At 66.6% G+C, this 18,413-nt stretch carries 18 protein-coding genes; 6 read left to right on the top strand and 12 right to left on the bottom strand.

The features are described from left to right. Position 1: 1 nt before the first annotated feature. A complete protein-coding gene (locus tag CJZ78_RS02950; RefSeq protein ID WP_158217024.1) occupies positions 2 to 1,042 on the bottom strand; it encodes a carbohydrate porin in 1,041 nt (346 codons plus the stop codon). Positions 1,043 to 1,716: 674 nt separating this feature from the next. On the opposite strand from CJZ78_RS02950, the gene CJZ78_RS02945 reads away from it, so the two are divergent. Continuing rightward, positions 1,717 to 2,382 (top strand): MarC family protein, encoded by a 666-nt coding sequence (locus CJZ78_RS02945; protein ID WP_094559394.1) that lies wholly within the window; start codon positions 1,717 to 1,719, stop codon positions 2,380 to 2,382. Positions 2,383 to 2,563: 181 nt separating this feature from the next. Here the strand turns inward: CJZ78_RS02945 and lipA are convergent, their stop codons facing one another. From lipA to CJZ78_RS14340, 3 genes are all read right to left on the bottom strand, one after another. Beyond that, positions 2,564 to 3,463, bottom strand: a complete 900-nt coding sequence (gene lipA, locus CJZ78_RS02940; protein WP_094559393.1) for a lipoyl synthase — start codon at positions 3,461 to 3,463, stop codon at positions 2,564 to 2,566. A 5-nt stretch (positions 3,464 to 3,468) separates the two neighbouring features. Further along, on the bottom strand, positions 3,469 to 4,038 hold the full coding sequence (recR, locus tag CJZ78_RS02935; RefSeq protein WP_233128445.1) for a recombination mediator RecR: 570 nt from the start codon (positions 4,036 to 4,038) through the stop codon (positions 3,469 to 3,471). Between the two features lie 71 nt (positions 4,039 to 4,109). Then, complete coding sequence (locus CJZ78_RS14340) at positions 4,110 to 4,889, bottom strand: pentapeptide repeat-containing protein (protein ID WP_158217023.1); 780 nt, start codon at positions 4,887 to 4,889, stop codon at positions 4,110 to 4,112. A gap of 13 nt (positions 4,890 to 4,902) precedes the next feature. Here CJZ78_RS14340 and psbP point away from each other — a divergent pair, with 13 nt between their 5' ends. Genes psbP through CJZ78_RS02910 form a run of 4 tightly spaced genes read left to right on the top strand, consistent with a single transcriptional unit; the run spans position 4,903 to position 8,156 of the window. Further along, complete coding sequence (gene psbP, locus CJZ78_RS02925; protein WP_094559391.1) at positions 4,903 to 5,472, top strand: photosystem II reaction center PsbP; 570 nt, start codon at positions 4,903 to 4,905, stop codon at positions 5,470 to 5,472. Further along, a complete protein-coding gene (locus tag CJZ78_RS02920; RefSeq protein WP_143592832.1) occupies positions 5,469 to 6,593 on the top strand; it encodes an FAD-dependent oxidoreductase in 1,125 nt (374 codons plus the stop codon). The genes psbP and CJZ78_RS02920 overlap by 4 nt, the downstream gene beginning before the upstream one ends. A gap of 19 nt (positions 6,594 to 6,612) precedes the next feature. Further along, the gene (locus CJZ78_RS02915) at positions 6,613 to 7,953 is read left to right on the top strand and encodes an NHLP bacteriocin system secretion protein (protein ID WP_094559389.1); all 1,341 of its coding nucleotides are present in this window, start codon (positions 6,613 to 6,615) and stop codon (positions 7,951 to 7,953) included. Then, positions 7,950 to 8,156 (top strand): hypothetical protein, encoded by a 207-nt coding sequence (locus tag CJZ78_RS02910; protein ID WP_094559388.1) that lies wholly within the window; start codon positions 7,950 to 7,952, stop codon positions 8,154 to 8,156. Before CJZ78_RS02915 ends, CJZ78_RS02910 begins: the two co-directional genes overlap by 4 nt. A 9-nt stretch (positions 8,157 to 8,165) precedes the next feature. Here the strand turns inward: CJZ78_RS02910 and CJZ78_RS02905 are convergent, their stop codons facing one another. The 6 genes from CJZ78_RS02905 to CJZ78_RS02875 form a co-directional block, all read right to left on the bottom strand. Then, entirely contained in the window at positions 8,166 to 9,236 is a 1,071-nt protein-coding gene (locus CJZ78_RS02905; protein WP_158217022.1) for an FUSC family protein, read from the bottom strand. Beyond that, positions 9,233 to 10,060, bottom strand: coding sequence for a hypothetical protein (locus CJZ78_RS02900; protein WP_094559386.1), 828 nt, complete (start codon positions 10,058 to 10,060; stop codon positions 9,233 to 9,235). The genes CJZ78_RS02905 and CJZ78_RS02900 overlap by 4 nt, the downstream gene beginning before the upstream one ends. Before the next feature lie 23 nt (positions 10,061 to 10,083). Then, the gene (locus tag CJZ78_RS02895; RefSeq protein WP_094559385.1) at positions 10,084 to 10,287 is read right to left on the bottom strand and encodes a hypothetical protein; all 204 of its coding nucleotides are present in this window, start codon (positions 10,285 to 10,287) and stop codon (positions 10,084 to 10,086) included. Between the two features lie 14 nt (positions 10,288 to 10,301). Continuing rightward, positions 10,302 to 11,813, bottom strand: a complete 1,512-nt coding sequence (locus CJZ78_RS02890; RefSeq protein WP_233128432.1) for a TolC family protein — start codon at positions 11,811 to 11,813, stop codon at positions 10,302 to 10,304. A gap of 1,187 nt (positions 11,814 to 13,000) precedes the next feature. Next, entirely contained in the window at positions 13,001 to 14,056 is a 1,056-nt protein-coding gene (locus CJZ78_RS02880; RefSeq protein WP_094559382.1) for an FUSC family protein, read from the bottom strand. Further along, positions 14,053 to 15,021: an FUSC family protein gene (locus tag CJZ78_RS02875; protein WP_094559381.1), complete on the bottom strand. Its 969-nt coding sequence runs from the start codon at positions 15,019 to 15,021 to the stop codon at positions 14,053 to 14,055. Before CJZ78_RS02875 ends, CJZ78_RS02880 begins: the two co-directional genes overlap by 4 nt. Before the next feature lie 65 nt (positions 15,022 to 15,086). On the opposite strand from CJZ78_RS02875, the gene CJZ78_RS02870 reads away from it, so the two are divergent. Next, positions 15,087 to 15,593, top strand: a complete 507-nt coding sequence (locus CJZ78_RS02870; protein ID WP_094559380.1) for an MgtC/SapB family protein — start codon at positions 15,087 to 15,089, stop codon at positions 15,591 to 15,593. Here the strand turns inward: CJZ78_RS02870 and CJZ78_RS02865 are convergent. Together CJZ78_RS02865 and CJZ78_RS02860 are read right to left on the bottom strand one after the other, a co-directional pair. Further along, positions 15,551 to 16,474, bottom strand: a complete 924-nt coding sequence (locus CJZ78_RS02865) for an LCP family protein (RefSeq protein ID WP_094559379.1) — start codon at positions 16,472 to 16,474, stop codon at positions 15,551 to 15,553. The genes CJZ78_RS02870 and CJZ78_RS02865 overlap by 43 nt on opposite strands. A gap of 28 nt (positions 16,475 to 16,502) precedes the next feature. Next, complete coding sequence (locus CJZ78_RS02860; protein ID WP_094559378.1) at positions 16,503 to 18,305, bottom strand: ABC transporter ATP-binding protein; 1,803 nt, start codon at positions 18,303 to 18,305, stop codon at positions 16,503 to 16,505. Positions 18,306 to 18,413: the final 108 nt, after the last annotated feature.

Here is an 18,413-nt window from a genome sequence, read left to right as displayed (position 1 = left end):
GTCAGAACTGCAGCTGCAGTTGCAGGCCGGCGGCCAGGATCGGCTCGGCGTTGCTGCCGCTGGGATTGAGGATCAGCTGCAGCACCGGCTGGAGGCTGAGGTTGCTGTTCACCAGCCAGCTGTAGTTGAGCTCCAGCACGGTTTCGCTGCCCTGGCCGGGCGAGAGGGTGGGGCTGAAGCGGCTGCTGCCAACGCCGAGGGCCAGCACATCCAGTGGGCGGCCTGGTACCACCCCCTGCGTCAGCCAGCCGCCACTCAGAAACAGGGGTACGGGATTGGTGTCCCACTCAAAGCCGGCATTCGCCCCGAGCCAGAGGCGGGTGTCGAGACCAACTGACAGAGGAGATACCAGGGTGAGGGTGGCGGTGATGAAGCTGTTGAGCGTGTCGTTGCTGCGGTTGTCCACATAGCCCCCTCCGATTTGGAGCAGGGGCGGCGGCAGCTGCCGCTGGATCAGCTCCTGACCATGGGCAATCGGCCGCCGCAAGGCTTGGGCGCCTGGCAGCGCGTCGTAGCTCCACTGCAGCAACTGGCTATGGCCGTTCAGCGCTGGCTGGTTGGGCTTCACACCAAACAGACTCGCCAAATTGAATTCCGGATCCAGCCAGAAGGCGCCGTAGTGCCATTCCCCCCAGCGGCCCGAGGACTCTGGTCGCCAACGCAGCTTCAATCCCGGTGCGATGTAGGGGTTGATCGGCAGACCGCTCACATACAGGTTGAGGGTGTTGTTGAGTGCGGAGTGCACATAGGCATCCAGCACCGGTGCACTCACAAACCCCGGATCGATCGACAACACTCCGGCCTTGAAGGCCAGAGGGCCGCTACCCATCTGCCGCTCCACACTTGCTTCCGTGAGCCACAGCCCTGTGGGGTCGCTGCTGTTCTGGAGAGGGAAGGCGGCGCCGATGCTCTGGCTGTAGTTGGGATCGCCGCTGAACAGCATCAGCTGCACGTGGCCACGCCAGTGATCCGCTTCTTGCCGCAGCTTCACTGGTTTGGTGTGGCCTGAGCCCACCACGACATCCAGAGTCAACTGCTGCATCCAGCTGGCGCTCTGCTGGGTGCCGCCGCTGGGGTTGCCCAGGGGCTGGGCTTGCAGTTGCAGTTGCAGATCAAGCCATTCAGGTGGCTTGATCCATCCGTTTAGGGAAGAACCATTGGTTTGAATGCGTTGTGCTGGCTCCTCTGGCTGAGGCTTGGGCGCCGTGGTCTCATCACTGGACTGACAAAACCCTGGCAGTTGGCATAAAACGAAAAAACAAACAGCGAACTGCTTCCTCAGATTCCAATGAGGCCATTGGACATTCTTGCCGTGTGCCATTGACCAGCTGGCATAGGACGACCAGAGGTCCCGATTATTGCTGAATATTGTGGTTTTGGCAATCAGGGTTTGGCATGATCGGTTGCCTTCAGTCCAGTTGAATTGTTTGTGATTAAAAACAATCAATCAGTTGATAGTATTTTGTGTCTCTAGCGCTTTGGCGGTTTCGCTGATTCCGCTATCGGAAGGCAGGCCATCAAGGCAGGCCAACGCTTCGCGTGCACCATGTTAATTGAAGATCACCCGTACGCCATGGCGAGATAGAAATCGCTTGGTGTCGAGACACGCGATAAGCATATGGTTGCGCGTGTTGGTGCTCATTTTATCACTTAATCTTGCTAGGCCTTGCGGTTGACGCAGGGTTGTCTTAATTTGCGCCAATTGCCTGAGCCTCAATGAACGGATCAGAATTGATCAATTTCATGGTCACCACCTTTGCGTTGCTTAACCCGCTCGGTGTGCTGCCGATTTTCATTGGCCTCACAGCACGGGAGAACCGGGGGGTTCAGCGCCTCGTGGCTCTGTTTGTCTCTCTCACGGTGCTGGCCCTGCTGCTGGTCTTTCTGTTTGTTGGCGAGAGCATCCTCCAGTTCCTCGGCGTCTCGATGGATGCCTTTCGCATCGCTGGGGGAATTCTCCTGTTGCTGATGGGATTGAAAATTGTGTCCGGGGATGGAGGCGATTCGGATATTCAGGCGTCAGGGGCTGGCGCTGAAGTGGGCGAGCTGAAAGAGGCGGAAACGGTGTTTCAGAAGATTGTGATTCCCTTGGCGATGCCCTTGCTGGTGGGCCCTGGTGTGATCGCCAACGTGATCTTGTATGCCGCTAAAGATCGTGCTGATCAAGATGGTGCTGCGCTGGTGCTGGGTACGTTCCTGCTCTCTGTTGTTGTGTTGGCAATTTTTCTTGCTGGCCGTTGGCTGAAGGCCGTTGTGGGTCCGATCGGGCTCATCATCTTGATGCGGGTGATGGGTTTGATGGTGGCCGCGATGGGAGTTCAGTTCATGGTCACCGGCGTGAGCCAGATCTTCATCACCCAACTTGCGCCAGCGATTCGGTGAGCCCTGTTTCCTTGTGGTAATGGATTCCCCTCGGGTCTTCATACCTTGCAGTTCTTACATTGTGCTGAGCGCTCTTTTATTGCATTGCAATAACAATGTGACGAACCAAGCGAAACCCTTGGTTCGTCATCACGGCCAAGGTTTGGAACTGATCACGGCGCATGCAGTGGGGCTGAAAGATCTAAGAGGCGGCGTGATAGCTGCTGCGCACCAGCGGCCCGCTGCGCACCCGGCTGAATCCCAGTTCACGAGCGATAGCCCCCAGCTGCTCGAATTCCGCCGGACTCCAGTAGCGGGCAACCGGGATGTGCGCGAGCGATGGGCGCAAGTATTGCCCCAGGGTGAGCCGCTGGCAATCAACGCTGCGGAGGTCGCGCAGCGTTTGCACCACCTCCGCGTGGGTTTCACCCAGCCCCAGCATCAGGCCGCTCTTGGTGGGGGTCTGGGGGGCCAGCTCGCGGGCGGCCGCCAGTAGCCCCAGGGAGCGCGTGTAGGTGGCGCCACGGCGCACCTCGCCCTGGAGGCGCTCCACGGTTTCCAGGTTGTGGTTGAAGCAGGCCGGTTCGGCGGCGAGCACCGCGGCGAGCCGTTGGCGTTGGGCGGCCAACCCCTCCTGTTCGTTGCGATGGCCGCCCCAGAAGTCGGGGGTGAGCACTTCGATGCCAATTCCGGGCGTGCGGCGCCGGATGGCGGCCATGGTGGTGGTGAACAGGCTGGTGCCGTGGTCGGCCCGGTCATCGCGGGCGACGGCCGTCAGCACCACATAGGAGAGCCCCAGGGTGGCCACCGCTTCGGCCACCCGTTCCGCTTCACCGGCGTCCACGGGGTGGGGAGCCTGACCCTTCTCCACCTGGCAGAAGGCACAGCTGCGGGTGCAGATCGGGCCGCCCAGCAGGAAGGTGGCGGTGCCGGCGGCGTAGCACTCGGCCCGGTTGGGGCAGCGGCCCTCCTCGCAGATGGTGTGCAGCCGCTGCTGCTTCACCAACCCCTGCACCGTCTCCAACGCGGAGGCGTTGCCAACGGGACGCTGCAGCCACTCAGGTAGCCGTTCAGCAGGGGGGATGGCGCTGTAGCGCGACATGGGAGCTACTCGACCCGGCGCCGTCCCTCGAAGGCCCGGGCCAGGGTGACTTCGTCGGCGTATTCGAGCTCGCTGCCCACGGGCAGGCCGTAGGCGATCCGGCTCACTGCAGTGAAGGGCTTGAGCAGGCGGGCCAGGTAGAGGCTGGTGGTGTCGCCCTCGACGCTCGGGGTGAGGGCAAGGATCACTTCGCTGATGCCCTCCGCATCCACGCGGTGCACCAGCGGTTGGATCTGGAGCAGCTCCGGCCCGATGCCATCCATCGGCGAGATCAGGCCGCCAAGCACGTGGTAGTGCCCTTTGAACTCCCGGGTGCGCTCCATGGCGAGCAGGTCGCGGGAATCGGCCACCACGCACAGCTGGCCGTTGCCGCGCTCGCTGTTGCGGCAGATCTCGCAGACGGGCTCCGCTGATAGATGGAAGCAGCGCAGACACTGGCCCACCTGGCTGCGGGCGTCCAGCAGGGCGTCGGCGAAGCTGCGGATCTGTTCTTCGGGCTGGCGCAGCAGGTGCAGGGCCAGTCGCTGGGCTGTGCGGGGACCGATGCCGGGCAGCCGCTCGAATTGGTCGATCAGCCGGGCCAACGGGCGCGTGAAGCCGCTCAGCGTTCCGCTCCAAGTGGTTTGAATTGTGGCAGGCCTGCCCGTCAGGCGGGATGGGTGCTGGCGGCCTCCAGGTGGGTGCCGCTGAGTTCAGCACCCTCCAGTTGGGCTCCTGTCAGGTCCGCCCCGTCCAAGTTGGCGTCGCGCAGATTCGCCCCACGCAGATTGGCGTCCTGCAGATCGCAGCCGCGCAGGTTGGCACCGCGCAGATCGCTGCCGGCCAGGTTGGCCTGGCGCAGCACGCTGTTTTCCAGATTCACCTCCTGCCAGTCGCCGTGGGGGGCCTGCAGGTTGTGCAGATCGAAGCCGGCGAGCTGCTGGCCGGCGAGTGAGAGGCCTGCACTGTTGAGGCTCTCGAGGGCGTGGATGCGACCCATCAACCAGCGTGCCCCGAAGGCGTTGCAGGTTTGCAACAGGTCATAGGCCTCCATGTTTTCGCGCTGGCGTCGCTTGTGGCCTTCCAGCAGATAGAGGAAGGCTGCGGTCACGATGCTGAGCGACTCCACATTGCCGACGCTGATCAGGGCCTCGGCATCTCGAAACAGGCAGCCCTGGCTCCAGTTTTGGTTGCGGCAGGTGGCGTAGCTGTTCACCACCAGCAGCAGGGCCAGGGCACTGCCGGCCGACAGCGCGAGGCGAAAGGCAAAGGAGCCGTCGAGCAGCCGGAACAAACGCGAGTCGTGACGCCGTTGCTGCCGTTGGGCCCAGTTTTGTGGCCGTGGGCCATCGGGCTGTGGCCGACGGGCCGAACGTTGCTGGCGGGGCATCACTGCGATGGGTGGATCGGGCCCATGCTGATGGCCCAGCAGAATGGCGCCACGCATCGTGCCCTGAGCCATGGCTGTTTCCCGCAATCTGGCCGTTCTCCGCAACCTTTTGCCGCGCTTCATTGCTGTGCTGTTGGCGGGGGTGCTGGTGTCCTGCAGCGCCGCTGCAGCTGGGCTCAACAGCTTCCAGAGCCCCGATGGCCGCTACGCCTTTCTCTATCCCACCGGCTGGACCCGGGTGCAGGTGAGTGGCGGCCCCCAGGTTGTGTTTCACGACCTGATCAACAGCGATGAAACCCTCAGCCTGGTCATCTCAGAGGTCAATCCCACCAATGATCTGGAGAAGCTGGGCAGCGCCGTGGCTGTGGGCGAGCAGTTGCGCCGCACGGTGATTGCTCCCGAGGGCAGCGGCCGGGCCGCTGAGCTGGTGGAAGCGTCGGAGCGTCAGGAGGGACCTCGCACCTTCTACGACCTGGAATACGCGGTGCACCTCGACGACCGCGACCGCCACGAGCTGGCCACCGTGGTGCTCGACCGCGGCCGCCTCTACACCTTCGCTGCCAGCACCAATGAGATCCGCTGGGCCAAGGTGAAGGACATGTTCCACCAGGTGGTCACCTCGTTCACTCTGTTGGTGTGACGGCCGCTCCCCTCGCCGCCGATGTGGTGATCGTTGGCGGTGGGGTGGCTGGTGGCCTGCTGGCCCTGGACTTGCGGGAGCTCGGGGCATCGGTGACCGTGGTCGATGCCACCTCTCCAACCTCAGCTCAAGCTGGCCTGCGCTCAGCGTCGGCGATCAGCTATGGCGCCCTGCCCGGCTGGCCCCTGGCCCCCACACCCCTGGCGCGCTTGGCGGCGGGAGCATCCCGGCGCTGGCGCCGGCTGCAGCGGCGCCATGGTGCGTTGGGCTGGCGGCCCTGCCGCTTGCGGCTGCACGGCGGGGTCGCCGGGTTGGGAGCGCTGAGTGCCTGGTGGCCGCTGCCGTTTGCCCAGGTGGATTCCGCGGTGTTGGTCGCGCGCCTGCCGCTGGTGCTGGCCGCGGCGGGTGTGACGTGCCAAGCGGCCCGTGTGGAGCGCCTGGATCCCCAACCAACCGCTGGCTGGGCGCTGCACCTCAGCGATGGCACCAGCCTGCAGACCCCGAAGCTGGTGTTGGCGGCTGGTGCCCACTGCCGCCAGCTCTGGCCGGGCCTGCCTTCGCGGCTGCGCAGCAGCTGGGCCGGGGTGCTGGAGCTGCCGTCCTACCCGGCGCTCCTGGGCCAAGCCGCCGCCTGGCTGCCGGTGAGCTTTGGGCGGGCCGCCCTCGAGCGCCGCGCCGCCAGCCTGAGCGAGCCGGAGTGGCTGGTGGATGGCGGCCTGATGCCCTGGGGTGCAGGGGCCCTGGTGGGCCAGCACACCCTGGTGCGGCCGGGCCTGGAATTGGGAGTACCGCCGCCGTCTGCGGAGGTGGAGCAGCAATTGCGCCAAGGGCTGGCGGGCCAGTCCTGGGGGGCGCCCCTCGCGGTGCTGCCGGGCCAGCTGCACCAGGCGGCCGTGGCCTTCTGCAGCGAGGGGGTGCCCCTGGTGGGTCCGCTGGCGGAGGCGCCTGGCTTGTGGATGTTCACTGGCTTCAGTGCGGGGTTCAGCCAGGTGCCGGTGTTGGCGCCACTGCTGGCCCAGGCCCTGGTGTCGGGCGGAGCACAGGCGGAAGCGGCGACGCGGCGCCTGCTCCAACTGGGCCTGGGGCGGCCCGATCATGTGGGGGCTGACAGGTGTCGCTGAATCCTGCAAGCTGGGCTCCATGACCCAGGCCACCCCCGCCCCTGCCCAGCCGTGGCCACGCCGGCAATGGCAGCAGATGCAGACGCGCTGGCAGGGGCTGAGCGATCACAACCAGGTGGGCGTGAGCCTGGCGGGGGTGGGCGGTGTGCTGGTGCTGTGGGCCCTGGTCTGGCCCGTGCCCACAGAGGTGGAAGGCATGGGCGTGATGATTTACCCCAACAACGCCGGCATCCTCAACGCCCGTGCTGGCGGCCAGGTGAGGGAGGTGTTCGTCAAGGAGGGTGAGTCGGTGGCGCGCGGCCAGGTGCTGATGCAGCTCTATCTGCCCGTGCTGGAGCGCCAGCTCGACCAGCAGCGCGGCAACCTGCGCCAACTGCAGCGGCACAACGCCATGCTCGATGAGCGGGATGCCCTGCGGCTGCTGACCGAGAAGCGGGCCCTGGACACGTCCCTGGCCAAGTATTCCGACGATCGCCGTCGCTACGGCGAACTGCAGTCCACGTACGCCAGCAAACTGCGCAATCTCGACTTCCTGGCCCAGCGCGAGGTGGTGGCGCCGCTGTCTTCTGAGGTGGTGTCGGCGGAGCAGGGGCTCACCAGCACCAGCGTGAATCTCGATGACGTGAAGATCAACGAGAAGAACGTGGTGACCAACTACCAGCAGGTGAAGCTCACCATCGAAACCCAGGCCCTGCAACGCCGCTACCAGATCGACGATCTCAAGCGTCAGATCCAGGTGACCGAAGCCAAGATCGGCTACGACGGCAAGGTGCATGCCGATCGGGACGGCACGGTGTTGGATCTGCAGGTGATCGCTGGCCAGACCGTGGGCACCGGCCAGCGGCTGGGCACGATCGGCCGGCCTGAGCAACCCAGCGCTAAAGACCGCCCGCTGCGGGTGGTGTCCTACTTCGCACCCGCTGATGCCCGCCGCCTGCCCCTTGGGCTGCCCGTGGAGGTGGTGCCGCAGTGGAACCAGCGCGGCCGTTTCGGCGGCATCGTCGGCAAGGTGACGCAGGTGCTCACGCTGCCCGCCACCGAAGCCGACATCTCCACCACCACCGGCAACGCGCAGCTGGCCCAGGCGCTGACCAAGAACGGTCCGGTGATGCGCAGTGAAATCGAGCTGGAGCGGGATCCCTCCAGCGTGGATGGCTACCGCTGGACCCTCTCGGGGGGCAGCGGCGTGTTCCCGATCCGCGATGGCCTCACGGTGTCGACCCATGCCTACGTGGAGTGGCGCTCGCCGATCAGTTATGTGATTCCGGGCCTGCGCTCCCTCACCGGCGGCTTCCGCACCCCTTGGATCGATCTGCGCTGGAACCTGCCCTTCCTGCGCCAGCCCAACACTGTGTCGTGACCCGCCCCGTGGACGCCAAGCCCCGTTTCCAGATCCGCAACCCCCTGCTGCGCCAAGAGTTCCCCTGGCTGGTCAGCGAGGTGGTGTTGCTGCTGATCCTGTTCAACGCCAACCCGCCGGAGCTGTGGTTCTGGCTGGTGGTGCTGGTGGTGGTGCTGCTCTATCGCGTCGAGCGCTGGTGGTCGTCGCGCCCCAACGCCTGATCCCTCAGCTCACAGGGCTGTTGAACTCAAGACGGCGCGCCATTGGCGCTCGGTGCTCGCGATGGTGTGGTCCATGCGGTTGAGCACCATCCATTGCGCGGCCACCCATTGGAGTTGCTTGGGGCTGAGCTGCTGGTAGGCGGCTCGAGATTCGGGCGACTGCAGGGCCTCTAGGGGCAGCGTCGGCTGGGGTTGGCTCGGCGGTGGCTGCAGCCGGGAGGAACTGCCCAGCTGCTGTTGCCAGCCGAGCAGCCGCTGGCTCACCGCCTGAACAAAGGCCTCGCCGGCGTCGTAGTCGGCCTGAAGCCCCCAACTCTGCCACTCGGGATGGGGCAGGCGCCGCAGCTCATCGAGATCGAGAATCAGGGCTTCACAGGCCTGGTCGAACAGCACCCACAGCTGTGCCAGCGGATGCTTGCTCGCCAGGCTGCCCAGTTCCAGCAGGGCGCCCTGGCGTTGGTCGCGCAGGCCCTGCAGGGTGCTGCGCAGGCTGCGGATCTGTTGCCCCAGATCCCGGCGGCGTTGCGTCTGGGGCTGGAGGTCTTCAGGCGCGTGCTGCACCACCTGGAGCAGGGTGTGCCCCAGATCCACCAGCAGCTGCAGCAGGCCCTCGTTCTGCTGGAGCCGGGCCTGGGACGGCCAGAACAGCCGCAGGCTGAGCAGGGCCATCAGGATGCCGAAGGCGGTCCAGGCCAAGCGCATGGGAATCCAGCTGTCGAGCTGCTGCTCATGGGTGAGCCAGCCCATCACCACCACGAAGCAACACACCCCGTAGCCCACGGTGAGCCGCAAGGAGCCGGCGAGCAGCCGGGCCAGCAGCACGGCAAGTGGCAGGGCCACCATCAGCGGCAGGTGGCCCCAGGCCCGGTAGCCGAAGAACGCCACAATGGCGCCAACGGCGGTACCGATCAGCCGTTGCCGGCCCAGTTCAAGGGTGTTGCCGTAGGTACCCACGGTCACGCTTACCACCGCCAGGGAGGCATAAAACCCGAAGGGAAGGCCCGTGAGGCTGGTGAAGCCATTCACCACGGTCACGGTGGCGGCGAGGCGCAGGGTGTCCCGCAGGGCAGCGCTGTTCATCGCTGCAACGCCGTGAGCCGCGCCAGTGCGGCGTTGAGTAGGGCCCGGCTGCGGAGAAGCTGGTGCAGCTCCTGACATTGCTGGCCGATGGCCAGCAGCAGGGGCTGGGGGGCGCCCAGGCTGCCGGCTTGCTCCAGCAAGAGCTGAGCTGTGCCCGCGTTGCTTGGCTCAACGTTGTTGGGCTCCGCGTTGCTCAGATCCGCAGCCAGGCTGGGCTGCACCTGCAGACGCTCGGCGAGATCGGTGAGCGTGCTGTGGAGCAGGGGCTGGGGGGCGTCGTCTAGCAGGGGGGTGGCCAGCTGGCGCAGCAGCGGCTCCAGCAGCAACCACTGGCGCAACACTTGCCGCCAGAGGCTGCCGGCCTGGGCCCAGCGGGAGAGCAGCCGTTTGGTGTGGGCGGGCATGGCGACGCCCTGATCTTGGTCGCGCAGCTGTTGCAGCTGCTGGATGCTCGGCAGCAGATCCTGCGAGCGCAGGACCGCTGGCGGCGTGCCGCCGCTGCCCAACCACTGCTGCAGGGCCCGGATCTGGGTCTCAAGCTGGCTGGCGATCCGGGCTTCCAGGGCAGGCAGTTGCTGCAGGGGCCGGCGTGGCCAGAGGGCCCAGGTGGCCATCTGGGCCATCAGGATCCCCACCACCGCCGCAAAGGCCAGATCGAAGATCACCCCCCAGTTCACCTGGTTGCCCCGGTGCATCAGATCAAGGGCCCAACAGCCCAGGTAGCCCGTGCCCAGGCCCTTGAGCAGTCCGAGGATGCGTATCAGCACACCGGTGAGTAGCAGGGCGATCCCGAGCACCACCCAGTTGGTGGAGAGCTCGTGCAACACGGTGGCGGTGAGGATGCCGATCAGGGCCCCGGCCAGCAGCTGGCCGATGCTGCGGGCGGGGGTGAAGTCGTTTTATTCACGAATAGCACCGCCATCACCAGCGCCACCCCCAGCGCCTGTTCACGCCCCGACCAGAGCAGAATCCCGATCGAGAGGGTGGTGGCCAGCCAGATCCGCAGGCTGTTGCGCCAAAGGGGGCTCAGCACAGGCAGGGCGAAGGCCATGGTGGTGTGCCGGCTCAGGGTTGACCCGTGGCGCTGCTGAGCTGCAGCTGGGTGAGTTGCAATTGGGGCTGGATCGGCGCGTTGGGATCCCGGGGCATCGGCAGCAGCTCCTTCAACAACTTGGCGTAGGTGATGTTGACGGCCACCGTGGCGTTGAGCCGCTGCACCAGGGAGTTGATCAGACGGTCCTGGGTGTTGGAGACATTGAGCTCGCTGTCGAGGCCGGTGAGATAGCGCAGCCGCACATCACGGAAGGCCTCCAGGGCTGCGGCCACCCCGCGGCGGGCCGAGCTGAGCTTGGCGAGGCTGGCCTCGTGGTTGAAGAAGGCCTGCTCGATCCGCAGGCGGATGTCGTTGCGCGTGGCGGCGTACTGCTGGGCCGTGGCCGCCTCCCGCTTGGCCAGGGCCCGGGCCTGCCCTGCGGTGGTGCCGGCATCAAACAGCAGCCAGGTGAGGGTGAGTCCTGCAGACCAGTCCCAGCCGTTGGTGGTGCTCAGGGGCAGGTCGGTGGCGCCGCAGCAGCCCCCTCCGCCAATCTCGAAGTTGGTCAGGCTGGTTTGGGAGCTGCTGCCACCGCCGCTGGCAAACAGGGAGAGTTTCGGCAGCAGACCTGCCGCAGTGGCCTGGCTCTGCTGGGCCAGGGCCGTGCGGGTGGCCAGGATTGCTTCCAGTTCGGGATTGCCCCGGTAGGCCGCCAGCAGGCTGGCATCCAGATCGAGGGGCCAGCGGGGCTGCACCACGATCGGGTCGCTGGGGCTGGGGGTCACGCTGGCGGGCAGGTTGAGCAGCACCGCCAGCTGCCGGCGAGCCACTGCCCGGTCGGCTAGGGCCTGGATCAGTGATTCTTCGTCGGCTGCCTGAATGGCCCGGCGCCGCAGCACATCGAGCCTGGGCACCAGGCCAGCCTGCTTGAGGTCGAGTGTGTCCTGCAGGATCACCAGGTCGTTGCGCAGGTTGGCGTCGTAGACGCGCACCAGCTGCTCGTCCTGCTGGAGCTGGTAGTAGGCCTCACTCACCTGCAGCTGCAGGGAGCGCAGTTGGTTGGCATAGGTGTTGCGCTGCTGCTCCAGGCTGGCGCGGGCCGCTTTCACCGTGGGCGTGCGGGCGAAGTCGAGCAGGGCGTAGTTGAGCTGCAGGCCCGCCTCAACGCCCCATTCCCCGGAGGTGTCCGCCGCGGATCCGCCGTTGGGCACATAGAAGGGGCCGGCGGTGGGTTGTCCGGCGGAGTCGAGTAGCCCCGCAGGGTCAAACAGCGGGCCAAAGCCCAGGTTGTCGTTCGGCTTGTTGGAAGTGGTGGTGCTGCGGCTGCCCTCGTAGCCGCCGTTGGCAAAGGCGCTGATGGTGGGCCAGTAGCTGCCCATGGCGGCCTGGAGGCTGGCCAGGGCGGCGGCCACCTGCTCGCGCTGGGCTTGCAGGGTGGCGCTGTTGGCAAAGGCGATGGCCAGGGCCTGCTCCAGGCTGAGGCTGGCGACGCCGCCGGCCTGAAGCTGCTGGGGGGTGGGCAGATCCAGGGGCGGACCGGCCACGGCGTCGGCGGGTTGGATCGGACCGCTGGCGGGTTGGTTGGCCCGGATCAGATTGGCGGGCAGCTCCGGTGTGCTGAGCACGTCGCCCACCGGAGGCTCGGGCTCGCTGGGGAGCAGCCGATCGAGCGCCCGCAGCTCCGCATCCAGCCGCTGCCAGCTGCGCTCCAGCAGCTCTGTGTTCTGGGCTAGCGCGGCCGGGGCCAGCTGGGCAGGGATCAGCCCCAGCCACAACAGGGCTAGGGCGCGGTTGCGCATTGCCACGGTGATGCGGATCAGCGCCTGGGTAGACGCAGTTTGATTCGCGCAGCAGCTTTTGGCCCCGGGGGTGTTCAGCTTCCGGGGCGGCAGCGGGTTGACTCGGCGTGACCACCACCTCCTGATTGCCCAGCACCCTTGGTTTTCCCAGCACCCCGGCAATCAGGATGGCCACATAGAGCTGGCCCACGATCGTGATCCCCACGCTGGCGGTGAGGCTGGTGAGGCTGCCGCTTTTCAGCACCGGGCTGCCGACGGTGGTGAGACTGGCGAAGGCGGCGCCCAGCATGGTGGGTGCATGGGCGATGCCATCGGGCAGGGTGTGGCCATGGGGCGGCAGGTTGAAGGCCGCCGGGTCGAGCACCAGCAGCGAATTGAGCACGATGCCGCCGGTGAAGCCCACCAGCAGATACCCGGCTGCGGCCCCCATCAGCAGGTCGCCGTTGAACACCGGTTCTTCGGCCAGGGCATTCACCAGGCTCCACAGCAGCACCAGCATCAGCCCCAGCCACACCACCAGATGGAGCACGCTCAGGCGCACGGCCAAGCTGGGGTTGAGCATCAGGGCGGCCTGCCAGAGCAGTTCCACGGCCAGGGCCACGATCCAGAAGATCATCTGGTGCTGCCGGCCCAGCAGCACCCGCTGCACCCGCTGTCCGAGGGCGCTGGGCATCGCCTGCACGGCTGAGGGATCCAGGCGGTTCTGGCGAAGCAGCGGAGAGTCCATCAGCACGGCCACAGCGGAGATTACCAGGTACATCACGCTCACCAGCCGTGGTGCCTGCTGGAGGCCGCGCAGTCCCACCAGGGCCACCACCTCCACCGCCAGAAGGCCGCGGTAGAGGGCATGCCGCTGTTGCAGCAGGCTGCTCACAATGGACATCGTCATTGGCGTGATGCGGTCATCTGCGTGATGCGGTGATTGGCGTGATTCAGGCCCGGGCCAGAATTGCCACCCAGTTTGCTTCGGCCGAGCGGATGGCCTGCTCGGCCTGGCTGCAGAGCATCAGCCGGCTGGCGATCCGCTCCAGCCTCTCCAGGGAAGCTGAGTTGGCGGTGGGGTTGTTGAGCTCCTGGCCCAGCTCGTGCCAGCTGCGCGGCAGCTGAAGTTCGGTTTCGGGTGGTTTGGGCAGCCCCCGGCGACCACGAATCTGCTGTTCCCACTGGCCCAGATGGCCAGCCATGGCTTGCAGCAACTCCGCTTCGGCCCGATGCAGCTGCACCACCAGCTGGGGATCCTGGAGGGTGGGGGGCTCGCGCACCAGGCCCCCCACCAGGGTGATCAGGCGGGAGCTGGTGGCCTCGAAGTTGGCCATCAGCAGTGTGGCTGGATGGCGCTCCGGCAGCGAACCCAGCTCCTGCAGCAGTGCTGGCCGTTGCCGCCGGATGGCAACGAGCTGGTTGCGCAGGGCCCGGTAGCGGCCGATCCCCACCGGATTGGCCACCTGGCCCGTCATGGCGGGATCAACCCGCGCCGCCAGGTCGCGGAAGCAGCTCTGCAGCTGGACGAGCAGATCGGCGACCTGGGTCAGGTTGCTGTCGAGTCCGCGGGCAGGCCAGAACAGCCGTAAGCCCAGCAGGGTGATCAGCACCCCGAAGCAGGTCCAGAGGAAGCGGATCGGGATCCAGCTGGCCAGGCCGCCCTCGTGCACGAGCCAGCCCATCACGATGATCATTCCGCCCACCTTGTAGCCCACCTGCAGTTTCAGCAGGCCGCCCAGCAGGCGCAGGGCGCCGAGGGTGATGGCGATCCCCAACGGCATCGGCAGGAGGCGCAACCCCTCGTAGCCGATCAGCAGCAGCACCGAGCCGAGCACGGTGCCCAGCAGCCTCTGCCTCCCCAGGGAAAGTGCGCCGCCGTAGGTGCCGCTGGATACCGCCACAACCGACAGGGCCACGTACTGGCTGTCGGCCAACCCCGACAGGCTGGCGAAGGCGTTGCCGAGCCCGGCGGTGAAGGCGGTGCGCAGGGCGTTGCGGTTGCTCACGGCGGGGCCATCCGGTTCAGCCCGCCCAGGCAGGCATGCAGCGGACGCCCTTCCTCCGCCAGGGCCAGCAGCGGCAGCAGCGGCAGTTGAAGCTGCTGGGCCAGCTGCTGCCAGCGCTGGGGTTGCCGCGGCGGTGTTGGTGTGGGCTCTTCGCTGAGCTGACGCTGCAGGTCCCCGACGGCATGCCTCAGCGGATCGGCCTTCAGGCTCTGCTGCTCCGGCAGCCCGGCCAGCAGCCGCTCCCAGGCAATCCAGTGAAAGTGGGCCAGCTGCCAGAGCCGCAGCCGTTGCTCCCAGCCGCTGCGTTTGAGGGCCTGATGGCGGGGGCCGCTGCGCTCCTGGGCCACCAGCTGCTCCATGCGCTGCAGGGCGTTGGTGAGCGGTGCCGGATCGAGCGGCTCAGGGCGACTGCGACGCTGGCCCAGCCAGTCGCTGTAGGCCTGCAGTTGGGCCTGCAGCAACCGGCGTAGGAGGCGATCGGCAGCTGTGAGTTCACTGCTGCTGTTCTGCGGCCAGAACAGCAGCCCCACCACGATGGCCACCACGCAGCCCACCACGGTGTCGAGGCCGCGGTTGAACACGTAATCCCAATTGAGAGAGGCGTGGCTGGGAATCATCAGAAACATCACGGCGGTGAGCCCGGCGGTGCCCAGGGCGCTTTGCCAGCCCAGCCGTTGCAGCACTGGGATCATCACCAGCAACGACACCAGCACGCCGATCCAGCCGCTCAGCATCGTGTGCACCAGGAAGGTGATCAGGCCCCCGATCACCGTGCCAAGGATGCGGCTTGTGGCAGCCTGAACGGTGTGATCGTCGTTGTCATCCACAACGATCACCACTGCCATCAGCGGATACCAGAGAAACTGGATGCGCTCGGTCCAGGAAGCGATTGCCGCGGTGATGAACACGGCCACGAACAACTTGAGGCTGTTGCGCAGCAGCAGGTTCTGCACGGGCCGCGGCAACGCTCAGTTGCCAGGAGCTTATGGGGAACAGCCATGCTGCGCTTGGCTGTTGTGAGGGGGCGGCCATGAGCTGGCTGCCGGCGCTCACCCCCGACTTGCAGATCCTGCTGCGCCTGGGTCTGGCGGTGCTGTGCGGTTTGGCGGTGGGCATCAACCGCGCCCACCACGGCACCACCACCCACCCCAACCGCCTGCGGGTGCATGTGTTGGTGGGGCTGAGTGCTTGTCTGATGGTGCTGGCGGCCGGTCCCGATCCCGAGTCCCGCAGCCGGGTGATTCAGGGGGTGGCCACGGGCGTGGGCTTCCTCGGCGCCGGAGAGATCCTGGTGCCTCCTGGTGGCCTGAAGAAAGGCCGGCCCGAGGTGCACGGACTCACCAGTGCCGCTTCGATCTGGTTTACGGCTGCCCTCGGGGTGACCGTGGCCGCCTCCACCCCCTTGCTGGCGGGTGTGGCTTTGGCGCTGGCCTTGATCACCCTGTCCCAGAGCAGCAACGGCGGGCCAACGCCCGCCGTTGATCCTGCGGCGGATCAGAAGAGGAAGCGGAAGCGGCCGTCGTCCCCGGAGCCATAGCCGGCCGAGCTGTCCAATACAGGCTGGGGCCAGTCGGCCTCCCAGTAGCTGATGTTGTTGCGGTAAAAGGGCCGACCGCCCAGCCGCTTGGTCTCCAGTTGGGTCGTGCTCATGGCCGTGATCAGTCCACCCAGTTCCATGGGCCCGAGATCGGTTTTGAGGTCCTTGCCGGCTGCTGCCAGCAGCACCGGTAGTCGCACCAGATGCTCAGGCCGGGTGAGCTTGCGGAACAGGGCCTGCAGGGCCAGCTGCTGGCGCTCCAGGCGGCCGATGTCGCCCATTGCATCGTGGCGGAAGCGCAGGAATCCCTCCAGGTCGCGGCCCTTGAGGGTCTGCAGGCCCGGTTGCAGATCGATGGTGAGCCCCTGGCTGTGGTCGGTGTAGGCCATCCGTTTGGGCACATCCACCTCGATGCCGCCCAGGGCATCGGCCATGCGCCGGATCGCCGCCAGGTTCACCACCACGTGGTGGGTGATCGGCCGGCCCAGCTTGCGGGCCAGTTCCCGTTTCACGAGGTCGGTGCCCCCCAGGCTGTAGAGGGCATTGATTTTGTGGGGGCCGTAGCCCTCAGCTTCGATGTAGGTGTCGCGGGGCACCTGGGTGATTCGTGTGATGCCGCCATCCACCCGCAGGCTGGCGATCACATCAGTGTTGCCACCGCCCACATCGGTGCCGAGCAGCAGGATGTCCTGGTTGGTGATGCCACTCCAGGCGGCAAAGGGATTGGTGATGGCGTTGTTGGTGGCCGCGCCGTTGTCGCTGAGCAGCTCCCAGAGCGGCCCCGCCAGCAGCAGTCCCCCGCCCAAGCCCACGCCGATCGCCACCAGCACGGAGCCGCGTCGGCTGCGCTTGCGGGGGCCTTTGGCCTGAGGGGTTCTCATCCCCCAAAACCTATTGCACGATCAGGGCTCAGAGTCGCAGGGGTTCGCCGCTGCGCAGACCGGCCTGCACCCGCCAGAGGTTGGCATAGGCCCCATCGGCAGCGATCAGCTGGTCGTGGCGGCCGCTTTCCACGATCTGGCCCTGCTCCAGCACCACGATCCGATCGGCGTGGCGCACGGTGGAGAGCCGGTGGGCGATCACCAGGGTGGTGCGCTCGGCGGTGATCAGATCGAGGGAGCGCTGGATGGCGGCTTCGGTGTCGTTGTCGACCGCCGCCGTGGCTTCATCGAGGATCAGCACCGGAGGGTTTTTGAGGATGGCGCGGGCCAGGGCGATGCGCTGGCGCTGGCCGCCGCTGAGCCGTTGGCCCCGCTCGCCCACCACCGTGTCGTAACCCTGGGGTAGGGCCTCGATGAAACTCGACGCCTCTGCCAATTGGGCAGCCCGTTCGATCGCGGCCCGGGGTGCCTCGAAGCTGCCGTAGCCGATGTTTTCGGCCACGGTGCCGTGAAACAAAAACACCTCCTGGCTCACCAGGCCGATGGCGCGGCGCAGGTCGTCGAGCTGCAGGCTGTGGAGGGGAATGCCATCGAGCAGGATGCGGCCCTCCTGGATGGCGTAGAGCCGCAGCAGCAGTTTCACCAGGGTGCTCTTGCCTGAGCCCGTGGCACCCACGATGCCGAGGGTGCTGCCGGCGGGGATCGTCAGGTTGAAGTGGCGCAGCAGAGGCTCGCGACCGGCGTAGCCAAAACTGACGCCCTCAAAGCGGAGCTCTCCCTTCACCTGGCCCAAAGGCAGTCTCTGTTGGCCGCTGGCGATGGCGATCGGGGTGTCGAGCAGGTTGAGCACCCGGTTGGTGGAGGCCATGGCCCGCTGGTAGTCGTCGAGGGTGCGGCCCAGGGTGGTGAGGGGCCATAGCAGCCGCTGGGTGATGAACACCAGGAAGCTGTAGGTGCCCACCGCGATGGCACCGCGCCAGGCCTGCAAGCCGCCGATCACCAGGATCGCCAGGAAGGCGAACAGGATCGCGAAGCGAATCAGGGGAATGAAGGCTGCCGAGAGCCGGATGGCCCGGGCATTGCTGCTGCGGTAAGCCTGGCTCTGCTCGCTGAGCCGTGCGGTTTCCCAGGTCTCCGCCGTGTAGCTCTTGATCGTGAGCATGCCGCCGAGGTTGTTGGCCAGGCGACTGGCCAGATCCCCCGCCCGCTCGCGCACCTCGGCGTAACGGGGGGCCAGCCGCTTCTGGAAGCGCAGCGACCCCCAGAGGATGACGGGAATCGGCAGGAACGACACCCCCGCCACCAGTGGCGAGAGCCACAGCATCGCGGCGCCCACCGCCAGCACCGTGGTGATCAGCTGCAGGATCTCGTTGGCGCCGTGGTCGAGAAAGCGCTCCAGCTGGTTGATGTCGTCGTTGAGGATCGTGAGCAGCCTGCCGCTGCTGCTGGCTTCGAAGAAGCCCATCTCCAGCTGCTGCAGATGGGCGTAGGCCTCAAGCCGCAGCTCGTGCTGCACCGTTTGGGCCAGGTTGCGCCAGAGCAGGGCGTAGAGGTATTCGAACAGGGATTCGGCGCTCCAGATCACAAACGAAAGCCCCGCCAGCACACCCAGCTGGCCTGGCACGGAGGTGACGCCCAGGGCCGCCAGCCAGGAGGTGTCCTGCTGCACCACCACATCCACCGCCAAGCCGATCAGCACCGGTGGGGCCAGGTCGAAGAGTTTGTTGAGCACCGAGCAGCTGGCGGCTAGCCACACCCGGCGTCGGTGCGGCCGGAGGGTGCGCAACAGCCGCTCCAGGGTGGTGGGGCTGGTGGCGGTCTGGGGCGACATGGCCGGCTGGGGAACAACTTGGTGACGATGTTGCCCCCCGATGCTGATCCGTGCGATCTCGGCCCAGCAAAAAACCCCTGGCCGTGGGGTGATCCACGGCCAGGGGTC

It is taken from the genome of Synechococcus sp. 8F6 (assembly GCF_002252665.1).
Taxonomy (GTDB): Bacteria; Cyanobacteriota; Cyanobacteriia; order PCC-6307; family Cyanobiaceae; genus Cyanobium_A.
This window is presented reverse-complemented; position numbering and strand designations above follow the sequence as displayed.

Excerpts from the sequence above, each read along its gene's own strand:
- CJZ78_RS02950 (WP_158217024.1), bottom strand. The coding sequence starts at position 1,042 with ATGCAGCAGTTGACTCTGGATGTCGTGGTGGGCTCAGGCCACACCAAA.
- CJZ78_RS02945 (WP_094559394.1), top strand. The coding sequence starts at position 1,717 with ATGAACGGATCAGAATTGATCAATTTCATGGTCACCACCTTTGCGTTG.
- lipA (WP_094559393.1), bottom strand. The coding sequence starts at position 3,463 with ATGTCGCGCTACAGCGCCATCCCCCCTGCTGAACGGCTACCTGAGTGG.
- CJZ78_RS14340 (WP_158217023.1), bottom strand. The coding sequence starts at position 4,889 with ATGCGTGGCGCCATTCTGCTGGGCCATCAGCATGGGCCCGATCCACCC.
- psbP (WP_094559391.1), top strand. The coding sequence starts at position 4,903 with ATGGCTGTTTCCCGCAATCTGGCCGTTCTCCGCAACCTTTTGCCGCGC.
- CJZ78_RS02915 (WP_094559389.1), top strand. The coding sequence starts at position 6,613 with ATGACCCAGGCCACCCCCGCCCCTGCCCAGCCGTGGCCACGCCGGCAA.
- CJZ78_RS02905 (WP_158217022.1), bottom strand. The coding sequence starts at position 9,236 with ATGAACAGCGCTGCCCTGCGGGACACCCTGCGCCTCGCCGCCACCGTG.
- CJZ78_RS02895 (WP_094559385.1), bottom strand. The coding sequence starts at position 10,287 with ATGGCCTTCGCCCTGCCTGTGCTGAGCCCCCTTTGGCGCAACAGCCTG.
- CJZ78_RS02870 (WP_094559380.1), top strand. The coding sequence starts at position 15,087 with ATGAGCTGGCTGCCGGCGCTCACCCCCGACTTGCAGATCCTGCTGCGC.
- CJZ78_RS02865 (WP_094559379.1), bottom strand. The coding sequence starts at position 16,474 with ATGAGAACCCCTCAGGCCAAAGGCCCCCGCAAGCGCAGCCGACGCGGC.
- CJZ78_RS02860 (WP_094559378.1), bottom strand. The coding sequence starts at position 18,305 with ATGTCGCCCCAGACCGCCACCAGCCCCACCACCCTGGAGCGGCTGTTG.